Annotated in this window: 20 protein-coding genes; 11 read left to right on the top strand and 9 right to left on the bottom strand. The window is 72.6% G+C overall.

From position 1 onward, the window contains the following. The first annotated feature begins 23 nt into the window (after positions 1 to 23). Positions 24 to 470, top strand: coding sequence for a hypothetical protein (locus AB4880_RS04955; RefSeq protein ID WP_367918093.1), 447 nt, complete (start codon positions 24 to 26; stop codon positions 468 to 470). A 27-nt stretch (positions 471 to 497) separates the two neighbouring features. Here the strand turns inward: AB4880_RS04955 and fadD8 are convergent, their stop codons facing one another. From fadD8 to AB4880_RS04940, 3 genes are all read right to left on the bottom strand, one after another. Beyond that, positions 498 to 2,096: a fatty-acid--CoA ligase FadD8 gene (gene fadD8, locus AB4880_RS04950; RefSeq protein WP_367918092.1), complete on the bottom strand. Its 1,599-nt coding sequence runs from the start codon at positions 2,094 to 2,096 to the stop codon at positions 498 to 500. 77 nt (positions 2,097 to 2,173) lie between these two features. Beyond that, positions 2,174 to 2,560 (bottom strand): hypothetical protein, encoded by a 387-nt coding sequence (locus AB4880_RS04945; protein ID WP_367918091.1) that lies wholly within the window; start codon positions 2,558 to 2,560, stop codon positions 2,174 to 2,176. A gap of 40 nt (positions 2,561 to 2,600) precedes the next feature. Continuing rightward, positions 2,601 to 3,644 (bottom strand): LLM class F420-dependent oxidoreductase, encoded by a 1,044-nt coding sequence (locus tag AB4880_RS04940; RefSeq protein ID WP_367918090.1) that lies wholly within the window; start codon positions 3,642 to 3,644, stop codon positions 2,601 to 2,603. A 78-nt stretch (positions 3,645 to 3,722) separates the two neighbouring features. Between AB4880_RS04940 and AB4880_RS04935 the strand changes: the two genes are divergently transcribed. The 5 genes from AB4880_RS04935 (at position 3,723) to AB4880_RS04915 (ending at position 8,739) form a co-directional block, all read left to right on the top strand. Continuing rightward, positions 3,723 to 4,682, top strand: coding sequence for a Zn-ribbon domain-containing OB-fold protein (locus tag AB4880_RS04935; RefSeq protein WP_367918089.1), 960 nt, complete (start codon positions 3,723 to 3,725; stop codon positions 4,680 to 4,682). 19 nt (positions 4,683 to 4,701) lie between these two features. Beyond that, on the top strand, positions 4,702 to 5,754 hold the full coding sequence (locus AB4880_RS04930) for a thiolase family protein (RefSeq protein WP_367918088.1): 1,053 nt from the start codon (positions 4,702 to 4,704) through the stop codon (positions 5,752 to 5,754). Further along, the gene (locus AB4880_RS04925; protein ID WP_367918087.1) at positions 5,754 to 6,917 is read left to right on the top strand and encodes a thiolase family protein; all 1,164 of its coding nucleotides are present in this window, start codon (positions 5,754 to 5,756) and stop codon (positions 6,915 to 6,917) included. The genes AB4880_RS04930 and AB4880_RS04925 overlap by 1 nt, the downstream gene beginning before the upstream one ends. Before the next feature lie 77 nt (positions 6,918 to 6,994). Next, positions 6,995 to 7,762: a type I methionyl aminopeptidase gene (map, locus tag AB4880_RS04920; RefSeq protein WP_367918086.1), complete on the top strand. Its 768-nt coding sequence runs from the start codon at positions 6,995 to 6,997 to the stop codon at positions 7,760 to 7,762. Between the two features lie 14 nt (positions 7,763 to 7,776). Next, on the top strand, positions 7,777 to 8,739 hold the full coding sequence (locus AB4880_RS04915; RefSeq protein ID WP_367918085.1) for a hypothetical protein: 963 nt from the start codon (positions 7,777 to 7,779) through the stop codon (positions 8,737 to 8,739). Here the strand turns inward: AB4880_RS04915 and AB4880_RS04910 are convergent. After that, on the bottom strand, positions 8,723 to 9,964 hold the full coding sequence (locus tag AB4880_RS04910) for an MFS transporter (protein WP_367918084.1): 1,242 nt from the start codon (positions 9,962 to 9,964) through the stop codon (positions 8,723 to 8,725). The two genes, AB4880_RS04915 and AB4880_RS04910, sit on opposite strands and share 17 nt — an antisense overlap. A gap of 85 nt (positions 9,965 to 10,049) precedes the next feature. Between AB4880_RS04910 and AB4880_RS04905 the strand changes: the two genes are divergently transcribed. Beyond that, positions 10,050 to 11,162: a carboxylate-amine ligase gene (locus tag AB4880_RS04905; RefSeq protein ID WP_367918083.1), complete on the top strand. Its 1,113-nt coding sequence runs from the start codon at positions 10,050 to 10,052 to the stop codon at positions 11,160 to 11,162. Here the strand turns inward: AB4880_RS04905 and AB4880_RS04900 are convergent. Continuing rightward, a complete protein-coding gene (locus AB4880_RS04900) occupies positions 11,152 to 11,340 on the bottom strand; it encodes a hypothetical protein (RefSeq protein ID WP_367918082.1) in 189 nt (62 codons plus the stop codon). The two genes, AB4880_RS04905 and AB4880_RS04900, sit on opposite strands and share 11 nt — an antisense overlap. 97 nt (positions 11,341 to 11,437) lie before the next feature. Continuing rightward, complete coding sequence (locus tag AB4880_RS04895; protein WP_367918081.1) at positions 11,438 to 12,673, bottom strand: cytochrome P450; 1,236 nt, start codon at positions 12,671 to 12,673, stop codon at positions 11,438 to 11,440. A 157-nt stretch (positions 12,674 to 12,830) separates the two neighbouring features. On the opposite strand from AB4880_RS04895, the gene AB4880_RS04890 reads away from it, so the two are divergent. After that, positions 12,831 to 13,994 (top strand): steroid 3-ketoacyl-CoA thiolase, encoded by a 1,164-nt coding sequence (locus tag AB4880_RS04890; protein ID WP_367918080.1) that lies wholly within the window; start codon positions 12,831 to 12,833, stop codon positions 13,992 to 13,994. A 199-nt stretch (positions 13,995 to 14,193) separates the two neighbouring features. Here AB4880_RS04890 and AB4880_RS04885 read toward each other — a convergent pair whose 3' ends face one another. After that, complete coding sequence (locus AB4880_RS04885) at positions 14,194 to 17,499, bottom strand: error-prone DNA polymerase (protein ID WP_367918079.1); 3,306 nt, start codon at positions 17,497 to 17,499, stop codon at positions 14,194 to 14,196. 57 nt (positions 17,500 to 17,556) lie between these two features. Here AB4880_RS04885 and AB4880_RS04880 point away from each other — a divergent pair, with 57 nt between their 5' ends. From AB4880_RS04880 to AB4880_RS04870, 3 genes are read left to right on the top strand one after another with little or no spacing between them, the layout of a single operon-like run. Continuing rightward, the gene (locus AB4880_RS04880) at positions 17,557 to 18,384 is read left to right on the top strand and encodes a 2-phosphosulfolactate phosphatase (protein WP_367918078.1); all 828 of its coding nucleotides are present in this window, start codon (positions 17,557 to 17,559) and stop codon (positions 18,382 to 18,384) included. Positions 18,385 to 18,410: 26 nt separating this feature from the next. Beyond that, positions 18,411 to 18,749, top strand: a complete 339-nt coding sequence (locus AB4880_RS04875; protein ID WP_367918077.1) for a helix-turn-helix domain-containing protein — start codon at positions 18,411 to 18,413, stop codon at positions 18,747 to 18,749. After that, entirely contained in the window at positions 18,742 to 19,329 is a 588-nt protein-coding gene (locus AB4880_RS04870) for a nucleotidyl transferase AbiEii/AbiGii toxin family protein (RefSeq protein ID WP_367918076.1), read from the top strand. Before AB4880_RS04875 ends, AB4880_RS04870 begins: the two co-directional genes overlap by 8 nt. A 6-nt stretch (positions 19,330 to 19,335) precedes the next feature. On the opposite strand, the gene AB4880_RS04865 is transcribed toward AB4880_RS04870, so the two are convergent. Both AB4880_RS04865 and AB4880_RS04860 read right to left on the bottom strand, forming a co-directional pair. After that, a complete protein-coding gene (locus AB4880_RS04865) occupies positions 19,336 to 19,890 on the bottom strand; it encodes a hypothetical protein (protein ID WP_367918075.1) in 555 nt (184 codons plus the stop codon). Positions 19,891 to 19,932: 42 nt separating this feature from the next. Then, positions 19,933 to 21,969 (bottom strand): acyl-CoA dehydrogenase family protein, encoded by a 2,037-nt coding sequence (locus AB4880_RS04860; protein WP_367918074.1) that lies wholly within the window; start codon positions 21,967 to 21,969, stop codon positions 19,933 to 19,935. Positions 21,970 to 21,999 lie beyond the last annotated feature (30 nt).

The following is a 21,999-nucleotide window of genomic DNA, read 5'->3' as shown; positions in this document are numbered from 1 at the left end:
GAGATCGCGAGGAGAGACTGACCATGGCCCAGCGCGGACCAGCTGCCCTGACTGCCGGGGCGCTGGCCGCGCTGGTCCTGTTCGGAGGGTGCGGCGGCTCCTCCCACGATCCGAAGGCCGACGCCTCGAGCGGCGCGACCACCCTGCCCGGGATCTCGCTGCACTGCGCCAAGTACGCCGACACGGCGCAGCGGATCACCGACGCCCAGAAGGCGCTCTACGACGGCCACGACTCCCCCGGCGACGCCACCGCCGTCGACGACCTGGTCGCCGCGCTGGAGGCGGTCAAGAAGGAGGCGCCCGCGCAGGTGGACGCCGCCGTGACCGACCTGGAGGACGGCTTCCGGTCGGCGCAGCGGCTGCTGCGGAGCGGCGATCCGGCCGACTCGGCCGACCTCGACCTGATCGCGGTGCAGCTGGCCGAGGACAGCCAGGTCGTGACGACCTGGATCGCCGGCCAGTGCGCCTAGCGCTCAGCCGACTCCTCCGCCGCCCCCTCAGCCGACGGAGCGCTCGCCGGTCCAGAAGCGCGCCCGGAGCGCCTTCTTGTCGGGCTTGCCGAGCGCGGTGAGCGGCAGCGCGTCGACGGCGATGACGTCCTTCGGCGCCTGCACGGGGCCCTTGCGCTCCTTGACGGCGTCCTTGATCTCGGCGACGACGTCGTCGGTGAGCTCGCAGCCCTCGCGCAGCACGACGACCGCGGTCACCGCCTCGCCGAACTTCTCGTGCGGAGTGCCGATCACGCCGACCTGGGCGATCGCCGGATGCTCGGCGATGACGTCCTCCACCTCGCGCGGGAAGACGTTGAAGCCGCCGGTGACGATCATGTCCTTGGTGCGATCGACGATGTACCAGAAGCCGTGCTCGTCCTCGCGTGCGACGTCGCCGGTGTGCATCCAGCCGTCGCGGAAGGTCTCGGCGGTCGCGTCGGGCAGCTGCCAGTAGCCACCGGCGAGCAGCGGGCCGGCCACGCAGATCTCGCCGGGCTCGCCCTGCGGCACCGGGTTGCCGGCGTCGTCGAGGAGCGCCGCGCGCAGGTACGCCGAGGGGCGGCCGCACGACGTCAACCGGCTCTCGATCGGCCGACCGTCGGCGTCGACGTGGTCGCCCTTCGGGAAGTAGCTGATCACCATCGGGGCCTCGGACTGCCCGTAGTACTGGGCGAAGATCGGCCCGAACCGCTCGATCGCCTCCTTGAGCCGCACCGGGTTGATCGCGGACGCGCCGTAGTAGACGGTCTCGAGCGAGGAGAGGTCACGGGCGTGCGAGTCGGGGTGGTCCATGAGCGCGTAGAGCATGGTCGGGACGAGCATCAGCGAGTTGATCCGCTGCTCCTCGATCGTCTTGAGCACCTCGGCCGGGTCGAAGCGGGCCGACACGAACAGCGTGCCGCCCTGCAGCACGACCGGGACGAAGAAGGCCGCGCCGGCGTGCGAGAGCGGCGTGCACATGAGGAAGCGCGGCTCGGCCGGCCACTCCCACTCGGCCATCTGGATCTGGGCCATCGTCGAGAACGCCCGGACGTTGCCGATGACGCCCTTCGGCTTGCCCGTGGTGCCGCCGGTGTAGGTGATCGACGTGATGTGGTCGGGCTCGAGGACGGCGGCCGTGAGCGGCTGCGGGTCGAAGGTCGCGGCGACCTCGGTCAGGTCGGTGCCGACCTCGGCGAGCTCCTCGGGCACCGGCCCGATGGTCAGGACCTGCTTGAGACCGGGGCACTTGCCGAGCAGCTCGACCGCGCGCGCGGCGAAGTAGGGGTCGATCACCAGGGTGGTGATGCCGGCGTCGTTGATGACGTAGGCGTGGTCGTCGGCCGAGCCGAGCGGGTGCAGCGAGGTCCGCTGGAAGCCCTGGGTCTGGCCCGCGCCGAGGATGAAGAGGACCTCGGGCCGGTTGAGGGCCAGCAGCGCGCCCGGCGTACCCCGCCCGGCGCCGAGGGACTCGAACGCCTGGATGTACTGCGAGATCCGCTCGGCCGTCTCGCGGCCGGTGAGCGTCACGTCGCCCAGATGGACGATCGGGCGGTTCGCGTGGCGCTTGAGCGCGGCGACCATCAGGTGGCCGTTGTGGGCAGGCGTGCGGAGCGTGTCGGTCACCCGTGCAGACTAGAACGTGTTCTATTCGGGGGCAAGGGTGGCGAGTCGGGCGGGTGGGAGCGACGCCGTCGTCACCCTCACCCGCCCGACCTCTCGACCGGCGCGACCAGCGGCCGCACCCCGCCCAGCCGGCGGTGGAAGCGCACCCGGTCGGCGTGCCGGTCGAGCACCTGCCACAGCGCGCGGTGCGCCGCCCACGGCAACGGGTCGTCGCCGCGGGCCCAGCGCTCGCCGAAGCTGATCCAGACCGGGAGCCACGCCGCCGCGCAGTCCCAGGCGCCGCGCTGGGCCTCGACCAGACGACGCCGCACCTGGAACGCGGTCCGCGGCCCGTCGGTGCAGATCGGCGCGGTGCGGACCGGCCACACCCACAGGTCGAGCTCCATCAGCTCCAGCTCGAGATCGCGCAGGAGGGCAGGGTCGACCAGCACGGTGGCGACGTTCTCGTGCGGCTCGCGCCTCATGCAGCGACGGTAGCCGCTGCCCCGCGCTCACACGAGGAGATCAGGCGAGCAGCTCCGCCACCTGCCTGATCTCCGCCGCGCGACGGCACGACAGCAGCAGCGTGGTCACGCCGGTCTCCTCCCACTGCGCGACGCGCTCCTTGACCTCACCGGGCGTGCCGATGATGTGCATGTCGTCGACCAGCTCGTCGGGGATCAGCGCGGTCGCCTTGTCCTTCTCGCCCGACAGGTAGAGCTCCTGGACCTCGTCGGCGAGCTCGCCGTAGCCCATCCGCGTGAAGACCTGGTGGTGGAAGTTCTGCTCCTTGGCGCCCATGCCGCCCATGTAGAGCGAGACGAAGGGCTTCATGCCGTCGATGACCACCTGCTTCTGCTCGACGTTCTCGACGATCTGCAGGTGGCAGGTAGCGGCGATCTCGAAGTCGTCGCGGGTACGACGGGCGCCCGGGCGCGCGAAGCCCTCGTCGAGCCACGGCTGGTACATGCCGGCGCTCTTCGGCGTGTAGAAGATCGGGATCCAGCCGTCGGCGATCTCGGCGGTCTGGGCGACGTTCTTGGGGCCTTCGGCGCCGAGCCAGATCGGCAGGTCGGCGCGCAGCGGGTGGACGATCGGCTTGAGCGGCTTGCCCAGCCCCACCGCGCCGGGACCGTTGTAGGGCAGCGGGTGGTGCGGGCCGTCGTTGGTGACGGGCGCCTCGCGGGCGAGGACCTGGCGGATGATCGAGACCACCTCGCGGGTGCGGGCCAGCGGCTTGGAGAACGGGACGCCGTACCACCCCTCGACGACCTGGGGGCCGCTCACGCCCATGCCCAGGATCACCCGGCCATCGGTCAGGTGGTCGAGGGTCAGGGCGTGCATCGCGATCGAGGCGGGCGTGCGGCCGGACATCTGCACGATCGAGGTGCCGAGGCGGACCCGCGAGGTCCCGCGGCCCCACCAGGCCAGCGGTGTGAACGCGTCGCTCCCCCACGCCTCGGCGGTGAAGATCGCGTCGAATCCCGCGTCCTCCGCGGCGGCGACGAGCTCGCCGACGCCCTGCGGCGGCCGTGCGGACCAGTAGCCCAGCTGAAGTCCCAGTTTCATGGCTGCATCATGCCCGGCTCATCGAATCCTTTCTAGAACGTGTTTCACTTTTGAGCAGAACATGTTTCACTTTGGCTCATGAGTCGCACCCTCTCGGCACCGGTGACGGTGTCCTTCGACTACACCCGATCGGTCGGGCCGGTGCTGGGCCGGTTCCTGACGGGGCTGCGCGACGGCCGGTTCGTCGGCGCCCGGACCAGCGACGGCCGCGTCGTCGTACCGCCGCCCGAGTTCGACCCCGTCTCCCACCAGGCCACCGCCGACTTCGTCGACGTCGCCGACACCGGCACGGTCACCTCGTGGACCTGGGTCAGCGAGCCGGTCGCGGGCCAGCCCTTCGACCGCCCGTTCGCCTTCGCCCTGGTCACCCTGGACGGCGCCGACACGCCCTTCCTGCACGCGGTCGACGTCGCGAGCCCCGACCAGATCAGCACCGGCCTGCGGGTCCGCGCCCGCTGGGGCGCCGAGCGCACCGGCGCGATCACCGACGTGGTCTTCGAGCCCGACACCGGCACCCCGGCCGCCCCGGGCGCCCCGGCCGCCGCAGCCGGGGAGGGCGCGGTCACCGGCATCGTCACGCCGGTCAGCCTCGACTACACCTACGCCGCCTCCCCCGAGGAGTCCGCCTTCTTCCGCGGCCTCGCCGAGGGCCGGATCGTCGCCCAGCGCTGCCCGCAGTGCCGCAAGGTCTACGTCCCGCCGCGCGCCGCCTGCCCGACCGACGGCGTGCCGACCGAGGAGGAGATCGAGCTCTCCGACACCGGCACCGTGACGACCTTCTGCATCGTCAACGTGCCCTTCCTCGGGCAGAAGATCGCTCCGCCGTACGTCTCGGCGTACATCCTGCTCGACGGCGCGGACATCGCGCTGCAGCACCTGATCCTCGACATCCCGGTCGACGAGATCCGGATGGGCCTGCGGGTCAAGGCGGTCTGGAAGCCCCGCGAGGAGTGGGGCACCACCATCGAGAACATCAGCCACTTCGCGCCGACCGGTGAGCCGGACGCGGCGTTCGAGACCTACCAGCACCACCTCTGAGCGGGCGGAAGGATTCCCCATGCGTGACGTTGCCGTCGTCGGGTTCGCCCAGCGACAGATGCAGGACTACGACGGGTCGCCGACCTGCGCGGAGCTGCTCGTGCCGATCTTCGGCGAGTGCTACGAGCAGACCGGCTGGACCCGCAAGGACATCGGCTTCTGGTGCTCCGGCTCCTCGGACTACCTGGCCGGGCGGTCCTTCTCCTTCGTGAGCGCGATCGACGCGATCGGCGTGCTGCCGCCGGTCAACGAGTCGCACGTCGAGATGGACGCCGCCTGGGCGCTCTACGAGGCGTGGCTCAAGATCCAGACCGGCGAGGTCGACACCGCGCTGGTGTTCGGCTTCGGGAAGGCGTCGGCCGGCGTGCTGCGCCGTACCCTCAGCCTCCAGCTCGACCCCTACACGCTCACCCCGCTGTGGCCCGACACGGTCTCGATCGCGGCGCTCCAGGCGCGACTCGGCATCGACGCCGGCGCGTGGGACGAGCAGGCGATGGCCGAGGTCGTCAACCGGTCGCTGACCGACGCCGAGAAGAACGAGTACGCCGTTCGCACCGGCGGGTCGTCCGTCGCGGACCTGCTCGCCCGCCCGATGTTCGCCGACCCGCTGCGCAAGCACGACGCGGCGCCGGTGACCGACGGCGCCGCCGCGATCGTGCTCGCCGCCGGCGACCGAGCCCGCGAGGTCCGCGAGCGTCCGGCCTGGATCACCGGCCTGTCGCACTTCACCGACGGCCTGCACCTCGGCACCCGCGACCTGACCCGCTCGGACTCGGCCTCGCGCGCCGGCGCCGCGGCCGGCGTCCAGGGGGTCGAGATCGCCGAGCTGCACGCGCCGTTCAGCCACCAGGAGCTCATCCTCCGTCAGGAGCTGGGCCTGGCGGACGACGTCCGGATCAGCCCGAGCGGCGGCGCCCTGGCCGGCAACCCGATGTTCACCGGCGGCGCGATCCGCATCGGCGAGGCCGCCCGCCGGATCTGGGACGGCACCGCCGACAAGGTTCTCGGCCACGCCACCAGCGGTCCCGCGCTGCAGCAGAACCTCGTCTGCGTCATGGAAGGAAACCTCTGATGGGCAAGACTCCCGCAGCCGTGATCGGCGTGGGCCAGACCCACCACCGGGCCAAGCGCGAGGACGTGTCGATGGCCGGCCTGTGCCGCGAGGCCATGGACCGCGCGCTCGCCGACGCCGGCATGACCCTCGACGAGATCGACGCCATCGTCGTCGGCAAGGCGCCCGACCTCTTCGAGGGCGTGATGATGCCCGAGCTCTACCTCGCCGAGGCCCTCGGCGCGGTCGGCAAGCCGCTGCTGCGCGTGCACACCGCCGGCTCGGTGGGCGGCTCGACCGCGATCGTCGCGGCGTCGCTGGTGCAGTCCGGCGTGCACAAGAAGGTGCTCACCGTGGCCTTCGAGAAGCAGTCGGAGTCCAACGCGATGTGGGCGCTCTCGGTGCCGGTCCCGTTCGTGATGCCGGTCCACGCCGGCGCGGGCGGCTACTTCGCCCCGCACGTGCGCTCCTACATCCGCCGCTCCGGCGCGCCGACCCACATCGGCGCGATCGTGGCCGCCAAGGACCGCAACAACGCGCTGAAGAACCCCTACGCGCACCTGCACAACGAGGGCACCACCGTCGAGTCGGTGCTCGCGTCGCAGATGCTCTGGGACCCGATCCGGTACGACGAGACCTGCCCCTCCTCCGACGGCGCGTGCGCGCTCGTCATCGCCGCCGAGGACGTCGCCGCCGCGTCGCCCAACCCGGCGTGGATCCACGGCACCGTGATGCGCTCGGAGCCCACCACGGCCGCCGAGCGCGACCAGGTCAACCCGCAGGCCGGCCGCGACGCCGCTGCCGCGCTGTGGAAGCAGGCCGGCATCACCTCGCCGATCGACGAGATCGACGCGGCCGAGATCTACGTGCCCTTCTCGTGGTTCGAGCCGATGTGGCTGGAGAACCTCGGCTTCGCCGGCGAGGGCGAGGGCTGGAAGCTCACCGAGGCCGGCGAGACCGCGATGACCGGCCGGATCCCGGTCAACTGCTCGGGCGGCGTCCTGTCCTCCAACCCGATCGGCGCCTCCGGCATGCTCCGCTTCGGCGAGGCCGCCCTGCAGGTCCGCGGTGCCGCGGGCGAGCACCAGGTCGACGGGGCCCGCAAGGCGCTCGGCCACGCCTACGGCGGCGGCTCGCAGTTCTTCGCGATGTGGGTCGTCGGCGCGGACAAGCCGACCAACTAGTCCCCCAGGATCAGCTCCCTCCGCAGGCAGCGCCCGTCGGCTCACGCGAGCCGACGGGCGCGCCGTAGTCTTGGAGGGTGATCGAGCTTCGTACCCCCACCCAGATCGAGCAGATGCGCCCCGCCGGCCGATTCGTGGCCTCGGTGATCAAGGCTCTCGCCGAGAAGGCCGAGGTCGGGGTCAACCTGCTCGAGCTCGACGAGCTGGCGCACCGGATGATCAAGGACGCCGGCGCCGAGTCCTGCTACATCGACTACCACCCGTCGTTCGGCGCGAGCCCGTTCGGCAAGGTGCTCTGCACGTCGGTCAACGACGCGGTCCTGCACGGGCTGCCCCACGACTACGTCCTCCAGGACGGCGACCTGCTCTCGGTCGACTTCGCGGCCGCCGTCGACGGCTGGGTCTCCGACTCTGCGCTGTCGGTCATCGTCGGCACCCCCGACCCCAAGGACCAGTGGCTGATCGACGTCGCCCAGCGCGCGCTCGACGCCGGCATCGCCGCCGCCCGCTCCGGCAACCGGCTCGGTGACATCTCCTTCGCCATCGGCAGCGTCGCGCACGCCGAGGGCATCAAGGTCAACCTGCAGTTCGGCGGCCACGGCGTCGGTCGCACCATGCACGGCGAGCCCCACGTCCCCAACGACGGCCGCCCCGGCCGCGGACTCAAGCTGCGCCCGGGCCTGGTCATCGCGATCGAGCCGTGGTTCCTGCACGGCACCGACGAGATCGTGTTCGACCCCGACGGCTGGACCATCCGCAGCGCCGACGGCACCCGCGGCGCCCACGTCGAGCACACGGTGGCGATCACCAGCGGCGACCCGCTCGTCCTCACGGCGCGCGACTGACCGGAGGGACCGAGGTGGGCATCTTCCGGCGCCGCAGGCGCGACGAGGACGCCCGGCGGAGCCCGGCGCCGCCCGCCGTACCCGACGAGGCGCTGCCTTTCCTCGGCGTCGACGACGCCCGGGAGATCCGCGCCCTCACCCGGACGGCGTTCGCCGAGCTCGGCGTCGAGGTCACCGTCCACGCCGGCCATGTGGCCGACGACGCCGGCCGCCAGTACGGCCTGTGGAATGTCGCCGCGTCCTGTCACCAGGACGAGCGCGGCCGCCGCGCCTGGCCCGAGCTGGTCCGCGAGCACGTCCGGCGCGTCCTGGCCAGCATGGACGCCCCCGACCCGTTCTCCGCGCTGACGCCCGACCAGGCGGCGGCGAGCACCTTCGTCCGGCTCTACGAGCGCGACGCCGTGCCGCGGCTCGACGGCTTCCCGCACCGCGAGTTCGCGCCCGGCCTGGTCGAGATGCTCGCGCTCGACCTGCCCGACACCGTCGCGGTCTACGACGAGTCGCGCGCCCAGCGGCTCGGCGGCGTCGACGCGCTGCGCGCCCACGGGCTCGCCAACCTCGACCGCCAGCCGGTCGAGCAGCTCGAGCGTCTCGACCTGCCGAGCGGTGGCAGCTTCCACGTGCTGCTGGGCGAGTCGGTCCACACCGCCAGCCGGGCGCTGCTCATGCCCCGGCTGGCCACCGAGCTCACCGGCCAGGAGGCCGGTCGCCACGGCTGGCTGCTCTGCGTCGCCAACCGCCACCAGCTCGCCTGGCACATGGTCCGCGACGCGTCGGTGGTCGGCGCGTTGCAGGCGATGGCCCGGTTCGCGGCGCTCGGCTTCGGCGACGCGCCGGGGCCGCTGAGCCCCAACGTCTACTGGTGGGACGGCTCCGGCTACGAGCAGCTCAGCCGGATCGACGACGACGGCGCGCTCGCGATCGTCGTCGGGCCGGCCTTCCAGGCGGTGCTCGACGAGCTCACCGGCGGTCGCTGAGCACGGTCGCGAGCAGCGCCAGCGCGACCACCTGCGCCGCGGCGACGACCGCCGTCAGCACGCCCACGTGACGGGTCACCAGCGCGCCGGCGAGCCCGCCGCCGACGATCGCGCCGATGCCCTGGACGGCCGCGAACACGCCGTACCCGGTGGCCCGGCGCGACGGCGGCACCACGGCCGCCACCTGGGCCTTGACCGTCGAGTCGAGGACGCCGGTCGCGACGCCCCACAGTGCGACGCCGGCCAGCACCACCCCGACCGAGCCCGCGAAGACCAGGGGCGGGAGCGCCGCCACGAGCACCGGGACGACGAGCAGCACCCGCGCGCCCCAGCGGTCAAAGAGCACGCCGGTGCCGAGCGCCGCTACCGCGCCCGCTGCCATCGCCAGCGCGTAGACGACCGGTGCGGCGGCGATCGGGATCAGGCCGTCCTCGACGAAGCGGTAGGAGATCACGCCGAAGGTCATCAGCCCGGCCGTCGCCAGCGCTGCGGCCGTCGAGAACAGGTGGAAGCGGGCCGGCAGGTCGATGCCCACCGCGGCGCCGAGCCCCCGTCGTACCGGACGTTCGGGTCGCTCCGAGGCCGTTTCGGCGACCGCATCGTCCGGTACGTCGGGAGCGGTGATGGTCGGAGCCCGGCGGGCCAGCTGGGCGAGCATCAGCAGCGACAGCGCGCCGGGGATCGCCAGCACCGCGAAGCCCGGCCACAGCATGCCGGTGAGCGCGGTGACGCCGGCGACGGTGAGCGGTCCGGAGAAGGCGCCGACCTGGTCGAGCGCCTTGTGGACGCCGAACGCCCGGCCCATGCTGCCGCCGGCCGCGACCCGCGCCAGCAGCGCCGACTTGGCGGGGCTGCGGATCGCCTTGCCGGTGCGCTCGCCGAGGATCAGGACGGCGGCGACCACGACGCCCGCCGTCCCGAGGGCGGGGGCGACGGCCAGCAGCGGCACGCAGAGCGCGGTCAGGCCGTAGCCGAGCACGGTCAGCCGCCAGTGCCGGCCGCTCCGGTCGGCCCACGGGCCGGTGTAGAGCCGCAGCAGCAGCGCCATCGCCTCGCCGGCGCCGGTGACCAGTCCGACCACGACCGCGGACGCGCCGAGCGAGCCGAGATAGGGCCCGGAGATCGAGCGCATGCCCTCGTAGACCATGTCGGCCAGGAGGCTGACCAGGCCGAAGGCGACGACGGTCCGCCAGGGCGACCAGGTCGGCAGGACGGTGGTGCTCACCTCACGATCCTCGCAGGGACCCGGCTGCGCGCCGCGGATCCGGGGTACTTGTGCTGGGTGTCGCCCGGCGGACTGCGAGGGGGCCATGGAGAGACGTACCGTCGGGGTCGAGGAGGAGCTGCTGCTCCTCGATCCCGCGACCCGTGAGCCCGCACCGCGGGCGGAGCAGGCGCTGTCGTACGCCCGCGCGCACACCGAGGACGGGCCTCCCGACGAGCTCGACCACGAGCTCTTCCAGCACCAGATCGAGACCCGGACTCCCCCTGTCGACGACATCGCCGAGCTGCGCCGGCACGTCCTGCACGGCCGGGAGCGGGCGGCACGGGCCGCCGAGCAGTCGGGACTGGTCACCGCGGCCACGGGCGCGGCGCCGCTGCGCGGGGGCGACCCGCAGACCACCCGCGACGACCGCTACCTGACCATGGTCGCGACGTACGGCGAGGTGGCGCGGCCCGGCGGGACGTGCGGGCTGCACGTCCACGTCGCGATCGGCTCGGACGAGGAGGGGGTCCGCGCGATCGACGCGATCACGCCGTGGCTGCCGGTGCTGCTGGCGATGAGCGCCAACTCGCCGTACTTCCACGGGCGCGACACGGGCTACGCTTCGTGGCGTTCCCAGGCGTGGACGCAGTGGCCGAGCGCCGGGCCGACCGACGCCTTCGGCTCGGCCGAGGGCTACCGCGAGGCCAGCCGGCGGCTGATCGCGTCGGGGGCCGCGATGGACCCCGGGATGCTCTACTACGACGCCCGGCTCTCGCAGAGCTATCCGACCGTCGAGGTCCGGATCAGCGACGTGTGCACCGACCCGGACGAGACCGCGCTGATCGCCGCGCTGGTGCGCGCACTGGTCGACCGGGCCCTGGCCGGCCCGCCGGACACGCCCACCTGGCGGGCCGAGCTGCTGCGCGCCGCGCGCTGGCGGGCCGCGCGTTACGGGCTCTGCGACCGGCTCCTCGCTCCGGAGACCGGCGACCCCGAGCCGGCGCGCGACGTCGTCCGGCGGCTGGTGGAGCGGGTCGGCGACCACCTCACGGCCAATGGCGACCGCGAGCTCGTGGACGCCGTCGTACCGCGGACGCTCGCGCTCGGCGGCGCGGCGCGTCAGCGGGCGGCGTACGAGCGCAGCGGCAGCATGGCGGAGGTGGTGGACGACCTGGTCGCCCGCACCAACGCCGCGTGGCAGCGGGTCAGTGGCTGACGCCCCAGACGAAGCCGAAGATGCCGGCGGCGACGCCGAGGCCGACGATCACCCACAGGGAGATCCAGGCCAGGCTGTGCATGCCGTGCTGGTAGTGGTTCTCGGAGAAGCCGGGGAACTGGTCGGCGTTGATCTCGCTCATCGCGTCGCCCTTCTCATCGTCGTGCTGATCCTGCACGAACGCACGCTACTCCATCTCGGCGCGCTCGGAGGGGGATGACGACGGCCCGCCTCCCAGCGCGGAGACGGGCCGTCGAACGAGCTCGGTCAGCTGGTCACTTGTAGTCGACCTGCATCTCCTTGATCGCGTTGAGCCAGCCCGAGCGCAGGCGGCGCGGCTCGCCCGCGAGCTTGATGTCGGCGGCCAGGTCGGCGAGCGCGTTGAAGATCAGGTTGATCTGCAGCCGGGCCAGGTTGGCGCCGAGGCAGTAGTGCGCGCCGTGGCCGCCGAAGGCGACGTGGGGGTTGTTCTCACGCTTGATGTCGAACCTGAACGGGTCCTCGAAGACGGTGTCGTCGAAGTTGGCCGAGGCGTAGAAGAGGCCGACGCGGTCGCCCTTCTTGATCTTCTGGCCGGCCAGCTCGGTGTCCTGCTTGGCGGTGCGCTGGAAGACGGTGACGGGGGTCGCCCAACGGACGATCTCGTCGATGGCCGTCTCGGGGCGCTCCTGCTTCCACAGCTCCCACTGGTCGGGGTGCTCGAAGAAGGCGTGCATGCCGTGCGTGGTGGCGTTGCGGGTGGTCTCGTTGCCCGCGACGGTCAGCAGGATGACGAAGAAGCCGAACTCGTCGTTGGTGAGCGCACCGTGGTCGTCGTCCTGGCCGACGCTGATCAGCTTGGTGACGATGTCGTCCTGCGGGTTGGCGCGACGCTCGTTGGCGAGCTGGTCGAAGTAGCCGAGGATCTCCATCGAGGCGATGGCCGGGTCGGCGCCGATCTCCGGGTCGTCGTACCCCATCATCTGGTTCGACCACTCGAAGAGCTTCTTGCGGTCCTCCTGCGGGACGCCGAGGAAGTCGGCGATCGCCTGCAGCGGGAGCTCGGCCGCGATCTCCTCGACGAAGTCGCCGCTGCCCTTGGCGACGGCCTGCTCGACGATCTCGTAGGCGCGGTCCTTGAGCGCCTGCTTGAGCGAGGCGATGACGCGCGGGGTGAAGCCGCGGGAGACGATGCCGCGCATCTTGGTGTGGGACGGCGGGTCGTGGTGGATCAGCATCGCGCGCTGGACCTCGACCTGGTCGCGGGTCATGTCCGGGGCGAACCGGATGATGACGCCGTTCTCCATGGCCGACCAGTTGTCGTTGTCCTTGGACACCTGGCGGACCTCGGCGTGCCGGGTGCACGCCCAGTAGCCGGTGTCGAGGAAGCCGGCCCGCGCCTCCGGGACCTGCTCGATCCAGCGGATCGGCTCGCTCTCGCGCAGCGCGCGGAACTGCTCGTGCGGCAGGGCCACTTCGTTGATGTCGGGATCGGTGGGATCCCAACCCGTCGGGATGAGGAGCTCGGTCACGCGCTGAGCCTTTCGCTGCGGCTGATGGGGGTGAAACACGTTCTACAGGGGCTACCGTACAAAGCATCGCGCGATTACGAAAGGGTTTCGTTAAGCCTTTTCGACTGGGTGGGATGGTGCGTAGAACGTGTTCTAGTTCGGTGCTACCGTGACGGCCATGGGAACTCCCGTCATCGTCGAAGCGGTCCGCACTCCCCTCGGCAAGCGCAAGGGCTGGCTCGCCGGCCTGCACCCCGCGCAGACCTTGGGCTTCATCCAGGCCGAGGTGCTGCGCCGCGCCGGCGTCGACCCGGCCCTCGTCGAGCAGGTCATCGGCGGCTGCGTCACCCAAGCCGGTGAGCAGTCGAACGACGCCGTCCGCCGGGCCTGGCTGTACGCCGGCCTCCCCCAGGCCACCGCCGGCACCGCCCTCGACGCCCAGTGCGGCTCCGGCCAGCAGGCCACCCACCTGGTCAACGACATGGTCGCCGCCGGCACCATCGACGTCGGCATCGCCTGCGGCGTCGAGATGATGTCGCGCATCCCGCTCGGCGCGAACGTCCCCCCGGGCATGGGCGACCCCCGCCCCGCCGACTGGACCATCGACATGCCCAACCAGTTCGAGGCCGCCGACCGGATCGCCCGCCACCGCGGCATCACCCGCGCCGACCTCGAGGCCTTCGGCCTCGCCTCGCAGGAGAAGGCCGCCGTGGCCGTCGCCGAGGGCCGGTTCAAGCGCGAGATCGCCGCCATCGAGGCGCCCGTCCTCGACGCCGACGGCAACCCGACCGGCGAGACCCGCGTGATCGACAGCGACCAGGGCCTGCGTGCGACCACGGCGGAAGGTCTCGCCGGCCTCACGTCCGTGCTTCCGGACGGCCTGCACACCGCCGGCACGTCGTCCCAGATCTCCGACGGCGCCGCGGCGCTGCTCATCATGGACTCCGACAAGGCCAAGGCCCTCGGCCTCACCCCGCGCGCGCGGATCGTCTCGCAGTGCCTCGTCGGCTCCGACCCTTACTTCCACCTCGACGGCCCCATCGACGCCACCCAGCGCGTGCTCGACCGGACCGGCATGGCGATCAGCGACTTCGACCTGTTCGAGGTCAACGAGGCGTTCGCCTCCGTGGTGCTGTCGTGGGCCGGCGTGCACGGCGTCGACCTGGACAAGGTCAACGTCAACGGCGGCGCGATCGCGCTCGGCCACCCGGTGGGTGCGACCGGCGTTCGACTGATCACGACGGCGCTGCACGAGCTGGAGCGGCGGGATCAGTCGACGGCGCTGATCTCGATGTGTGCGGGTGGGGCGATGGCGACGGGGACGGTCATCGAGCGGATCTGATCTGTCTCACGGGCTGTCTCGAAAACTGCGGTTTGGGACCAAACCGCAACGGTTTCGCTGCGGTTCGTGACCAACCGACGTCCGTTCCACCCCGTCCGTGGAGTCGTGTGCCTGAGAACCCGCCCACAGGCGGTCTCAGGCACACGACTCTCCACCAGCCAGCACCCACTGCGGTTTGGGACCAAACCGCAACACTTTCCTAGCGAAAGTCCCGTGACGACTGCCGGGCCTGCAGCGCGTCCCCGGTGCCCGGCAGGACGACGTCCAGCGGCTCGACCCGGTCGGCCAGCAGGTTCGTCACCCCGTCCTGCCGCTCGACCTTCCCGCGGATCACCACCGCCACCCGGTTGCGCGCGGCCTGCCGGTGCGCGCGCATCACGCCCTGCGAGCAGATGACGTTGAGCATCCCGGTCTCGTCCTCGAGGTTGAGGAAGGTGACGCCGCCGGCGGTGCCCGGCCGCTGCCGGTGGGTGATCATCCCGGCGACGTGGACCCGCCGCCCCGGCGTGACGCCGGGCAGGGCGCCGACCGCCAGGATCCCGGCGGCGTTCAGCGTCTCGCGGAAGTGCTGGACCGGGTGGAGGTCGGTCGAGATCCGTGTCGCCCACAGGTCGGCGAGGGTCACCTCGAAGTCCGACATCGCGGGCAGCGTCGGCGCGCTCGGCGCGGGGGTGCTGCCGGGGAGCTGGCCGTCGCTCTCGGCATAGCCGGCCATCCACAGCGCCTGCCGCCGGTCGAGCCCGAAGCAGTCGAGGGCACCCGCGGTGGCCAGCGCCTCGAGCTGGGCCGAAGTGAGGGCGGCACGGCGGGACAGGTCGCGGATGTCGGCGTACGGCGTCTCCTCGCGCGCCGCGACGATCCGCGCGGCGAGCTCGCTGCCGATCCCCTTGACGGCGTCGAGGCCGAGGCGGACGGCGAGCCCGTCGTCGTAGCGGAGCGGGTCGGCGCCGCTCGGCGGGCACGGCTCGAGGCCGGCGCGGGCATCGGAGCGCTCGAGGTCGGGGCGCAGGACGGTGACGCCGTGGCGGCGGGCGTCGGCGACCAGGGACTGCGGTGAATAGAAGCCCATCGGCTGGTTGCGCAGCAGCCCGGCGAGGAAGGCCGCCGGATAGCGCAGCTTGAACCAGGACGACGCGTAGACGAGCAGCGCGAAGCTGAGCGCGTGGGACTCGGCGAAGCCGAAGCCGGCGAAGGACAGGATCTTCACGTAGATGCCGTCGGCCTGCTCGCCGGTGATCCCCTTGGCGGCCATCCCGGCGTACAGCTTGTCCTTGACCTTCTCGATCCGCTCGACACCGCGCTTGGAGCCCATCGCCCGGCGCAGCAGGTCGGCGTCGTCGGCGGTGCAGTCGCCGAGCGCGACCGCCATCTGCATCAGCTGCTCCTGGAAGAGGGGTACGCCGAGCGTCCGCTCGAGGATCGGCTCCAGGGAGGGATGGTCGTAGGCGACCTTCTCGCGGCCGGTCTTGCGCCGGATGTAGGGGTGCACCGCACCGCCCTGGATCGGGCCGGGGCGGATCAGGGCGATCTCGATGGCGAGCTGGTAGAAGCTGTCGGGCTTGAGCCGCGGGAGGGTCCCGATCTGGGCCCGGGACTCGACCTGGAAGACACCGATCGAGTCGGCGCGGCACAGCATCTCGTAGACCTCGGGCTCCTCCTTGGGGATGGTGTCGAGGGTCCAGCGGGTGCCGAGGTGCTCGTCGACGAGCCGCATCATGTGGTCGAGCGCGCCGAGCATCCCGAGCCCGAGCAGGTCGAACTTCACCAGCCCCATCGACTCGCAGCCGTCCTTGTCCCACTGCAGCACGGTCCGGTCGGGCATCCGGGCCTTCTCGATCGGGCACACCTCGCCGATCGGGCGCTCGGTGAGCACCATCCCGCCGGAGTGGATGCCGAGGTGGCGCGGGGCGCCCATCAGCTCCTCGGCGAGCTCGACGACCTGCTCGGGGATGCCGAGCCCCTCCTCGACGGTGCTCCCCCAGCCGTCGATCTGCTTCGACCACGCGTCCTGCTGACCCGGCGAGAAGCCGAGCGCCTTGGCCGCGTCGCGAACCGCCATCCGCGGCCGATAGCTCACCACATTGCAGACCTGCGCGGCATTGCGGCGCCCGTAGGTGTCGTAGACCCACTGGATCACCTCCTCGCGGCGGTCGGAGTCGAAGTCGACGTCGATGTCGGGCTCCTCCTCGCGGTGCTGGGAGATGAACCGCTCGAACGGCAGGTTGTAGAAGACCGAGTCGATCGCGGTGATGCCGAGCGCGTAGCAGACCGCCGAGCTGGCCGCCGATCCCCTGCCCTGGCACAGGATCCCCTCGCCGCGGGCGAAGGCGACGATGTCGTGGACGATGATGAAGTAGCCGGCGAAGTCCTTCGCCAGGATCACCCGCATCTCCTTCTCGACCCGCTCGCGCGCCGCGGCCGCGTGCGGCTCGTGGGCGTAGCGCCGCGCGAAGCCCTCCTCGACCAGGGCGCGCAGGTGCTCGCCCGCCGTCCGACCCTCGGGGATGCCCTGCTTGGGCAGCCGGGGCGACGCCCGGCGCAGGTCGAAGGCCAGCTCGTCGGCGAGGACGACGGAGCGTCGTACGGCGTCGGGGCGGTGGGCGAACCGGTGCAGCATCTCGTCGCCACTGCGCAGGTAGGCGCCGCCGGACAGGTCGAGCCAGCCGTCGAGCTCGGCGATGCTGCGCCGCGCGCGGACGGCGGCCATCGCCGCGGCGAGCCGGCGCTGGCCGGGGGTCGCGAGGTGGACGTTGCCGGTGGCGAGGACCGGCAGGCCGCGGTCGTCGGCGATCCGGGCGAGCAGGTCGTTGTCCTCCTCGCCGCCGGGCAGGTCGCTGGCGATCAGCTCGACGACGACGTGCTCGCGGCCGAACCGGTCGACCAGCGCGTCGAGGGCGCCCGCCGCGCCGATCGGGCCGTCGTCGCGCAGCGCCTGGCGGACGGCGCCCTTGCGGCAGCCGGTGAGCACCAGCCAGTGCCCGCGCCCCCGCTCCGCGAGCTCGTCGAGGTCGTGCGCCGGGCTGCCCTTCTCGGGCGCGCGCAGCCCTGCCTCGGTGATCGCGCCGGCGAGCCGGTGGTAGCCCTCGACCCCGCGCGCGAGGACCAGCAGGTGGCTGCCCTCCGGGTCGGGGATGCCGTTCTGCGGGCGGATCACGTCGAGGGTCAGCTCGGCGCCGTAGACCGTGCTCTGGCCGTAGTCGGTGCCCGCCTCGGCGAACAGCGGCGCGCCCGCGAAGCCGTCGTGATCGGTGAGCGCGAGCGCCGACAGACCGAGCCGGACGCTCTCCTTGACCAGGTCGCCGGGCGAGCTGGCGCCGTCGAGGAAGCTGAAGTGGCTGTGGCAGTGGAGCTCGGCGTACGGCGTCGCGCCGTCGGGCCGCACGATCGCCTCGGGCGCGGCCCGCGGCTGCTTGCGCCGGGAGACCGGCGCCTCCGGCGCCGGCGCGCGACCGGAGAGTCGTCGCTCGAGCTCGGCCCACGGGACCGGCGGGTTGTTCCAGCCCATCACTCCATCGTATTCGAACGCCTGTTCGATGCCAACGGGTGGCCCTACGCTTCCTCGGTGACGTCGCCCGGCCCCGCCGCCCCCGACCCCGCCGCCCCCGACCCCGCGGCCTCCGACCCCGTGGCCGCCGCCCACGCCCAGACGGCCCACCCGATCCGCCTCGAGTGGGGGCCGACGGGCGGCGCGGCGGTGAGCGCCGGCGCGGACATCGCGGTCGTCGTCGACGTGCTGTCGTTCACCACCACGCTGACCATCGCGACCGCCCGCGGCACCCACGTCCACCCGTTCGCCTGGAAGGACGCGCGGGCGGCGGCCTACGCCCGCGCGCACGACGCGGTCCTCGCCGTGGGCCGGCTCGAGGCGCGCGGGCTCGCCGCACCACCGCCCAGCCTGTCGCCCGCCCAGCTCCTCGACAGCGCGCCGGTCCCCCGCCTGGTGCTGCCCTCGCCCAACGGCTCGTCGGTCTGCGCCGCCCTCCGCGCCACCGACCCGGACCTGCTCGTCGTCGGCGCGTCCGTGCGCAACCGGCGCGCGGTCGCGGCCTGGCTGTCCCCGCGGATCGCCGCCGGCGCCACCGTCGCCCTCGTCCCGGCCGGCGAGCGCTGGCCCGACGGCAGCCTCCGGCCGGCGGTCGAGGACCTGTGGGGCGCGGGCGCCGTCCTCGACGCGCTCGCCCCGGGCCACGCCCTCGGCGCGGAGGCACTGCATGCTCGCGCGGCCTTCCGCGCCATCGCGGACGACGTCGCCGGCGCACTACACGACTGCGCGAGCGGACGCGAGCTGATCGGGATCGGGTTCGCGGCCGACGTCGCGGCCGCGGCCGACGTGGACGCGGACGACGTCGTGCCGCTGCTCGGGGAGGACGGCTTCGAGGCCGCTCGGTGACGTACCTGATCAGATACAATCCCCTCATGGGAGCAGCTGCCGTCGTACGCCGCATCCTGGAGCAGTCCGGGATGACGAAGTCCCGTCTCGCAGCCGAGGCAGGAGTCAGCCGAGCCCAGCTCGACCGCTACCTCTCCGGACGCACACAGCCCGGCTACGAGCAGCTCGCCCGCCTCGCCGACGCCGCCGGCTTCGACCTCGAGGTCGACCTGCGGCCCCAGCCGAGGCCGTTCCCCGAGGACCTGCTCCTCGTCCTGGAGTTCGGCGAGACCTTCGAGACCAAGCCGCCCAAGCCCCTGATCAACCTCGGCCCCGTCTGGCGCGAGGCGGCACGGAGGCGCGAGGCGATCGCCGCCCATGGCTGAGCCGGCGACGATCGGGCGCTATGAGCCGCTGCTCATGCGGCGGCTCGTCGCCGTCCATGATGCGCTCGACCGCGCGGGGTTCGCGCACGCGCTCGGCGGCGCGCTCGCGCTCGCGGTGCACGTGAAGGAGCCGCGCTTCACCAAGGACATCGACCTCAACATCCTCGCCGACGCCTCCCATCCCGAGCCGCTGCTCGCATGTCTCCCCGACGAGATCGCGGTTCCGGCGTCGGCCGCCCCGGCGATCCGGCGCGACCAGCAGGTACGCCTGACCTGGCCCGACCCCGCGACGCCGGTCGACCTCTTCTTCCCCGCCGATCCGGACTTCCACCGGATGGTGACCGATCGCGCGACGCCCTTCCGGTTCGGCAGCGCCGACATACCGGTGATGACCGCGACCGACCTGATGGTCTTCAAGATGCTGTTCGACCGAACCAAGGACTGGGCCGACATCGAGAGCCTCCTGGAGGCGGACGCCGGTGATCCCGCCGAGGCTGCGCAATGGATCGAGCGGTTCCTCGGCCCGGATGCTCCGCAGATCGGCCGGCTGGCCCGCACCCGCGAAGAGCTCGGGACCTGAGTCCGCTCAGTCCAGCAGCCGCGCGATCTCGGCCAGCACACCCTTGCGGTTCTTGCCGGCGACCTCCCGGTCACGCACCCGCCGCAGCTCCTTCGCGCTGAGCCCGGCCAGCCGCGGCTTCACCTGCGCGACCGTCAGCTCGTCGAGGTCGAGCAGCGGGTCGGCCACCGTCGCCTCAGCCGCAGCCTCGGCCGCAGACTCGGCCCGAGACTCCGGCGGAGACTCGGCGCCGCCGCGGCGGCCCGTGACCAGCTTCGGCGCCTGCAGCACGGTCTCGACGACCAGGCCCGCGGTCGCGCGGACCGGCCCGAGCACCTTGCGCGACTCCATGGAGACCGAGTCGAGGACCTGGAGCAGGGCGTGCGAGTAGGCCTTGCCGGCGCTCACCAGCTGTCCGATCAGGTGGTCGGCCTCGGCGCGGGAGAGCGTGCCGCGGGCGACCATGTCGTCCATCAGCTCCTGCAGCCGGGTCACCTGGATGGTGACGCTGTGCTCGAGCGCGCCGTGCAGCGCCCGGAGGTTCCGGGTGATCAGCTCGGCCGGGTTCACCGTCTTGCCCATGGGCGTCTCCCGTCGTCCTCAGCAGATTAACGCCGCAAGGGGCTAGCGCGGCAGACCCAGGATCCGCTCCCCCGCGACATTGCGGAGGATCTGGGTGGTGCCGCCGGCGATGGAGAGGCAGCGGGTGTTGAACTGCTCCCAGATGTCGGCGGCGAGCGCGTCGCCGGAGGTCTTGTCGATACCGTCCAGGACGGCGAGCGCGTCGCCCTGCAGCTCGACGACCAGCTCGGAGGAGTCCTGCCGGCTGCGGACGCCGAGCAGCTTCGCGACGCTCGACTCGACGCCGGGGCCGTGGCCGCCGAGGGCGCGCAGCGTGGTACGGACGCCGAGCAGCCCGCAGACCGTGGCGAGGGCGACCTGGCGGCCGACCTTGGCCCGCTCCACGGCGCCGAGGTCACGGGTGGCGGCGAGCTCAACGGCCCGCTCCACGCTCTTGGTCAGCCGGGCGCTGGCCATCGCGACGCGCTCGTTGGCGAGCGTCGTCCGGGCCAGCTTCCAGCCGTCGCCCGGCTCAGCGACGACACACTCGTCGGGCACGAAGACGTCGTCGAGAAAGACCTCGTTGAACAGCGCCTCGCCGGTGATCTCGCGCAGCGGCCGGACCTCGATGCCCGCGGCGCGCATGTCGACGAGGAAGTAGGTGATCCCCTTGTGCTGCAGGACGTCGGCGTCGGTCCGGGCCAGGCAGATGCCCCAGTCGGCGCGCTCGGCGACCGACGTCCACACCTTCTGGCCGGTCAGCGACCAGCCGCCCTCGACGCGCACCGCGCGGGTGCGCAGCGAGGCGAGGTCGGAGCCGGAGCCCGGCTCCGAGAACAGCTGGCACCAGGTCAGCTCGCCCAGCAGCGAGGGCCGCACGAAGCGCTCGCGCTGCGCGTCGGTGCCGTGGGCGAGGATGGTCGGGACCGCCCAGCCGGCGATCACCAGGTCCGGGCGGACGACGCCCGCCCGGCCGAGCTCCTGGTCGATGACGATCTGCGTGGTCGCGTCCGCGCCCAGCCCGTACGGCGTGGGCCAGTGCGGCGTCAGGTAGCCCGCGGCCACCAGCGCCTCCCGCTGCTCGTCGGCCGGCAGGCCAGCGATCCGCTCGGCGGTGGCGCGCGCGTCGGGGCGGATCGCCTCGTCGCGGCCCTCCAGGTCGACGGCCACCTGGCGGCGGACGCCCTTGACGGCTGCGGCGGTGACCCGCTCGGCGGCAGTGTCGGCCGAGCCGACCAGCGCGCGCAGGGTCAGCGCCCGGCGCAGGTAGAGGTGGGCGTCGTGCTCGTAGGTGAAGCCGATGCCGCCCAGGATCTGGATACAGCTCTTCGCGACCTCGACCGCGCCGTCGAAGCAGGTCACCTGCGCGACGTCGACCGCGAACGCCCACTGCTCGGCATCGTCCGCATCCGCGGCGACCGCGGCGTCCCAGGCGGCGGCGGTGACCGACTCGGCGGTCTCCAGCATCTGCGCGCAGAGGTGCTTGATCGCCTGGAAGGCGCCGATCTTCTGGCCGAACTGCTCGCGGACCTTCGCGTAGTCGACCGCCGTCTCGAGGCACCAGCGCGCCACGCCCGCCGCCTCGGCGGCCGCGAGGGTCACGGCGAGCAGCCGTCGGCGCTCGTCACCAGCGTCACCAGCGTCGCCAGTGCCGCCGGCGCCGGAGACCCGCGCGTGCCGGGCGCTCAGGTCGATGCCGACCTCGGGGGCGAGGTCGCCGGCGTCGAGCACCAGGGCCTCGGTGGCGTTGCCGCCGTCCCAGACCACGCCACCGGGGCGGACCTGGACGCCGTACCGGCCCGGGGTGCCGGTCAGCAGCGAGCCGAGCGACGCCCCGAGCAGCCCACCGGGCACCAGCTCGTGGGCGCACGCCTCGAGCGCGACCGCCTGGTCGAGCACCGTGCCGCCACCGCCGCCGGCCGACTCGGGGACCGCGATCGCCGCGATGCCCATCTCGTCGGCCGCGGTCCAGATCGCGGCGAAGCCCGCGCTCGCGTCACCCTCGGCGGCGCGCACGGCCTCCAGCGGGGACAGGCTCGCCGCCCACTTGCGCAGGCTGTCGGCGAGCTCGACCTGCTCGTCGCTGATCCCGATCGACATGGTGCTCCTCTAGAACTAGAACGCGTTCTA

Source organism: Nocardioides ginsengisoli (assembly GCF_039537225.1).
Taxonomy (GTDB): Bacteria; Actinomycetota; Actinomycetes; order Propionibacteriales; family Nocardioidaceae; genus Nocardioides; species Nocardioides ginsengisoli.
Note: the sequence above shows the minus strand (reverse complement) of the source record. Positions and strands in the feature narration are given on the sequence as shown.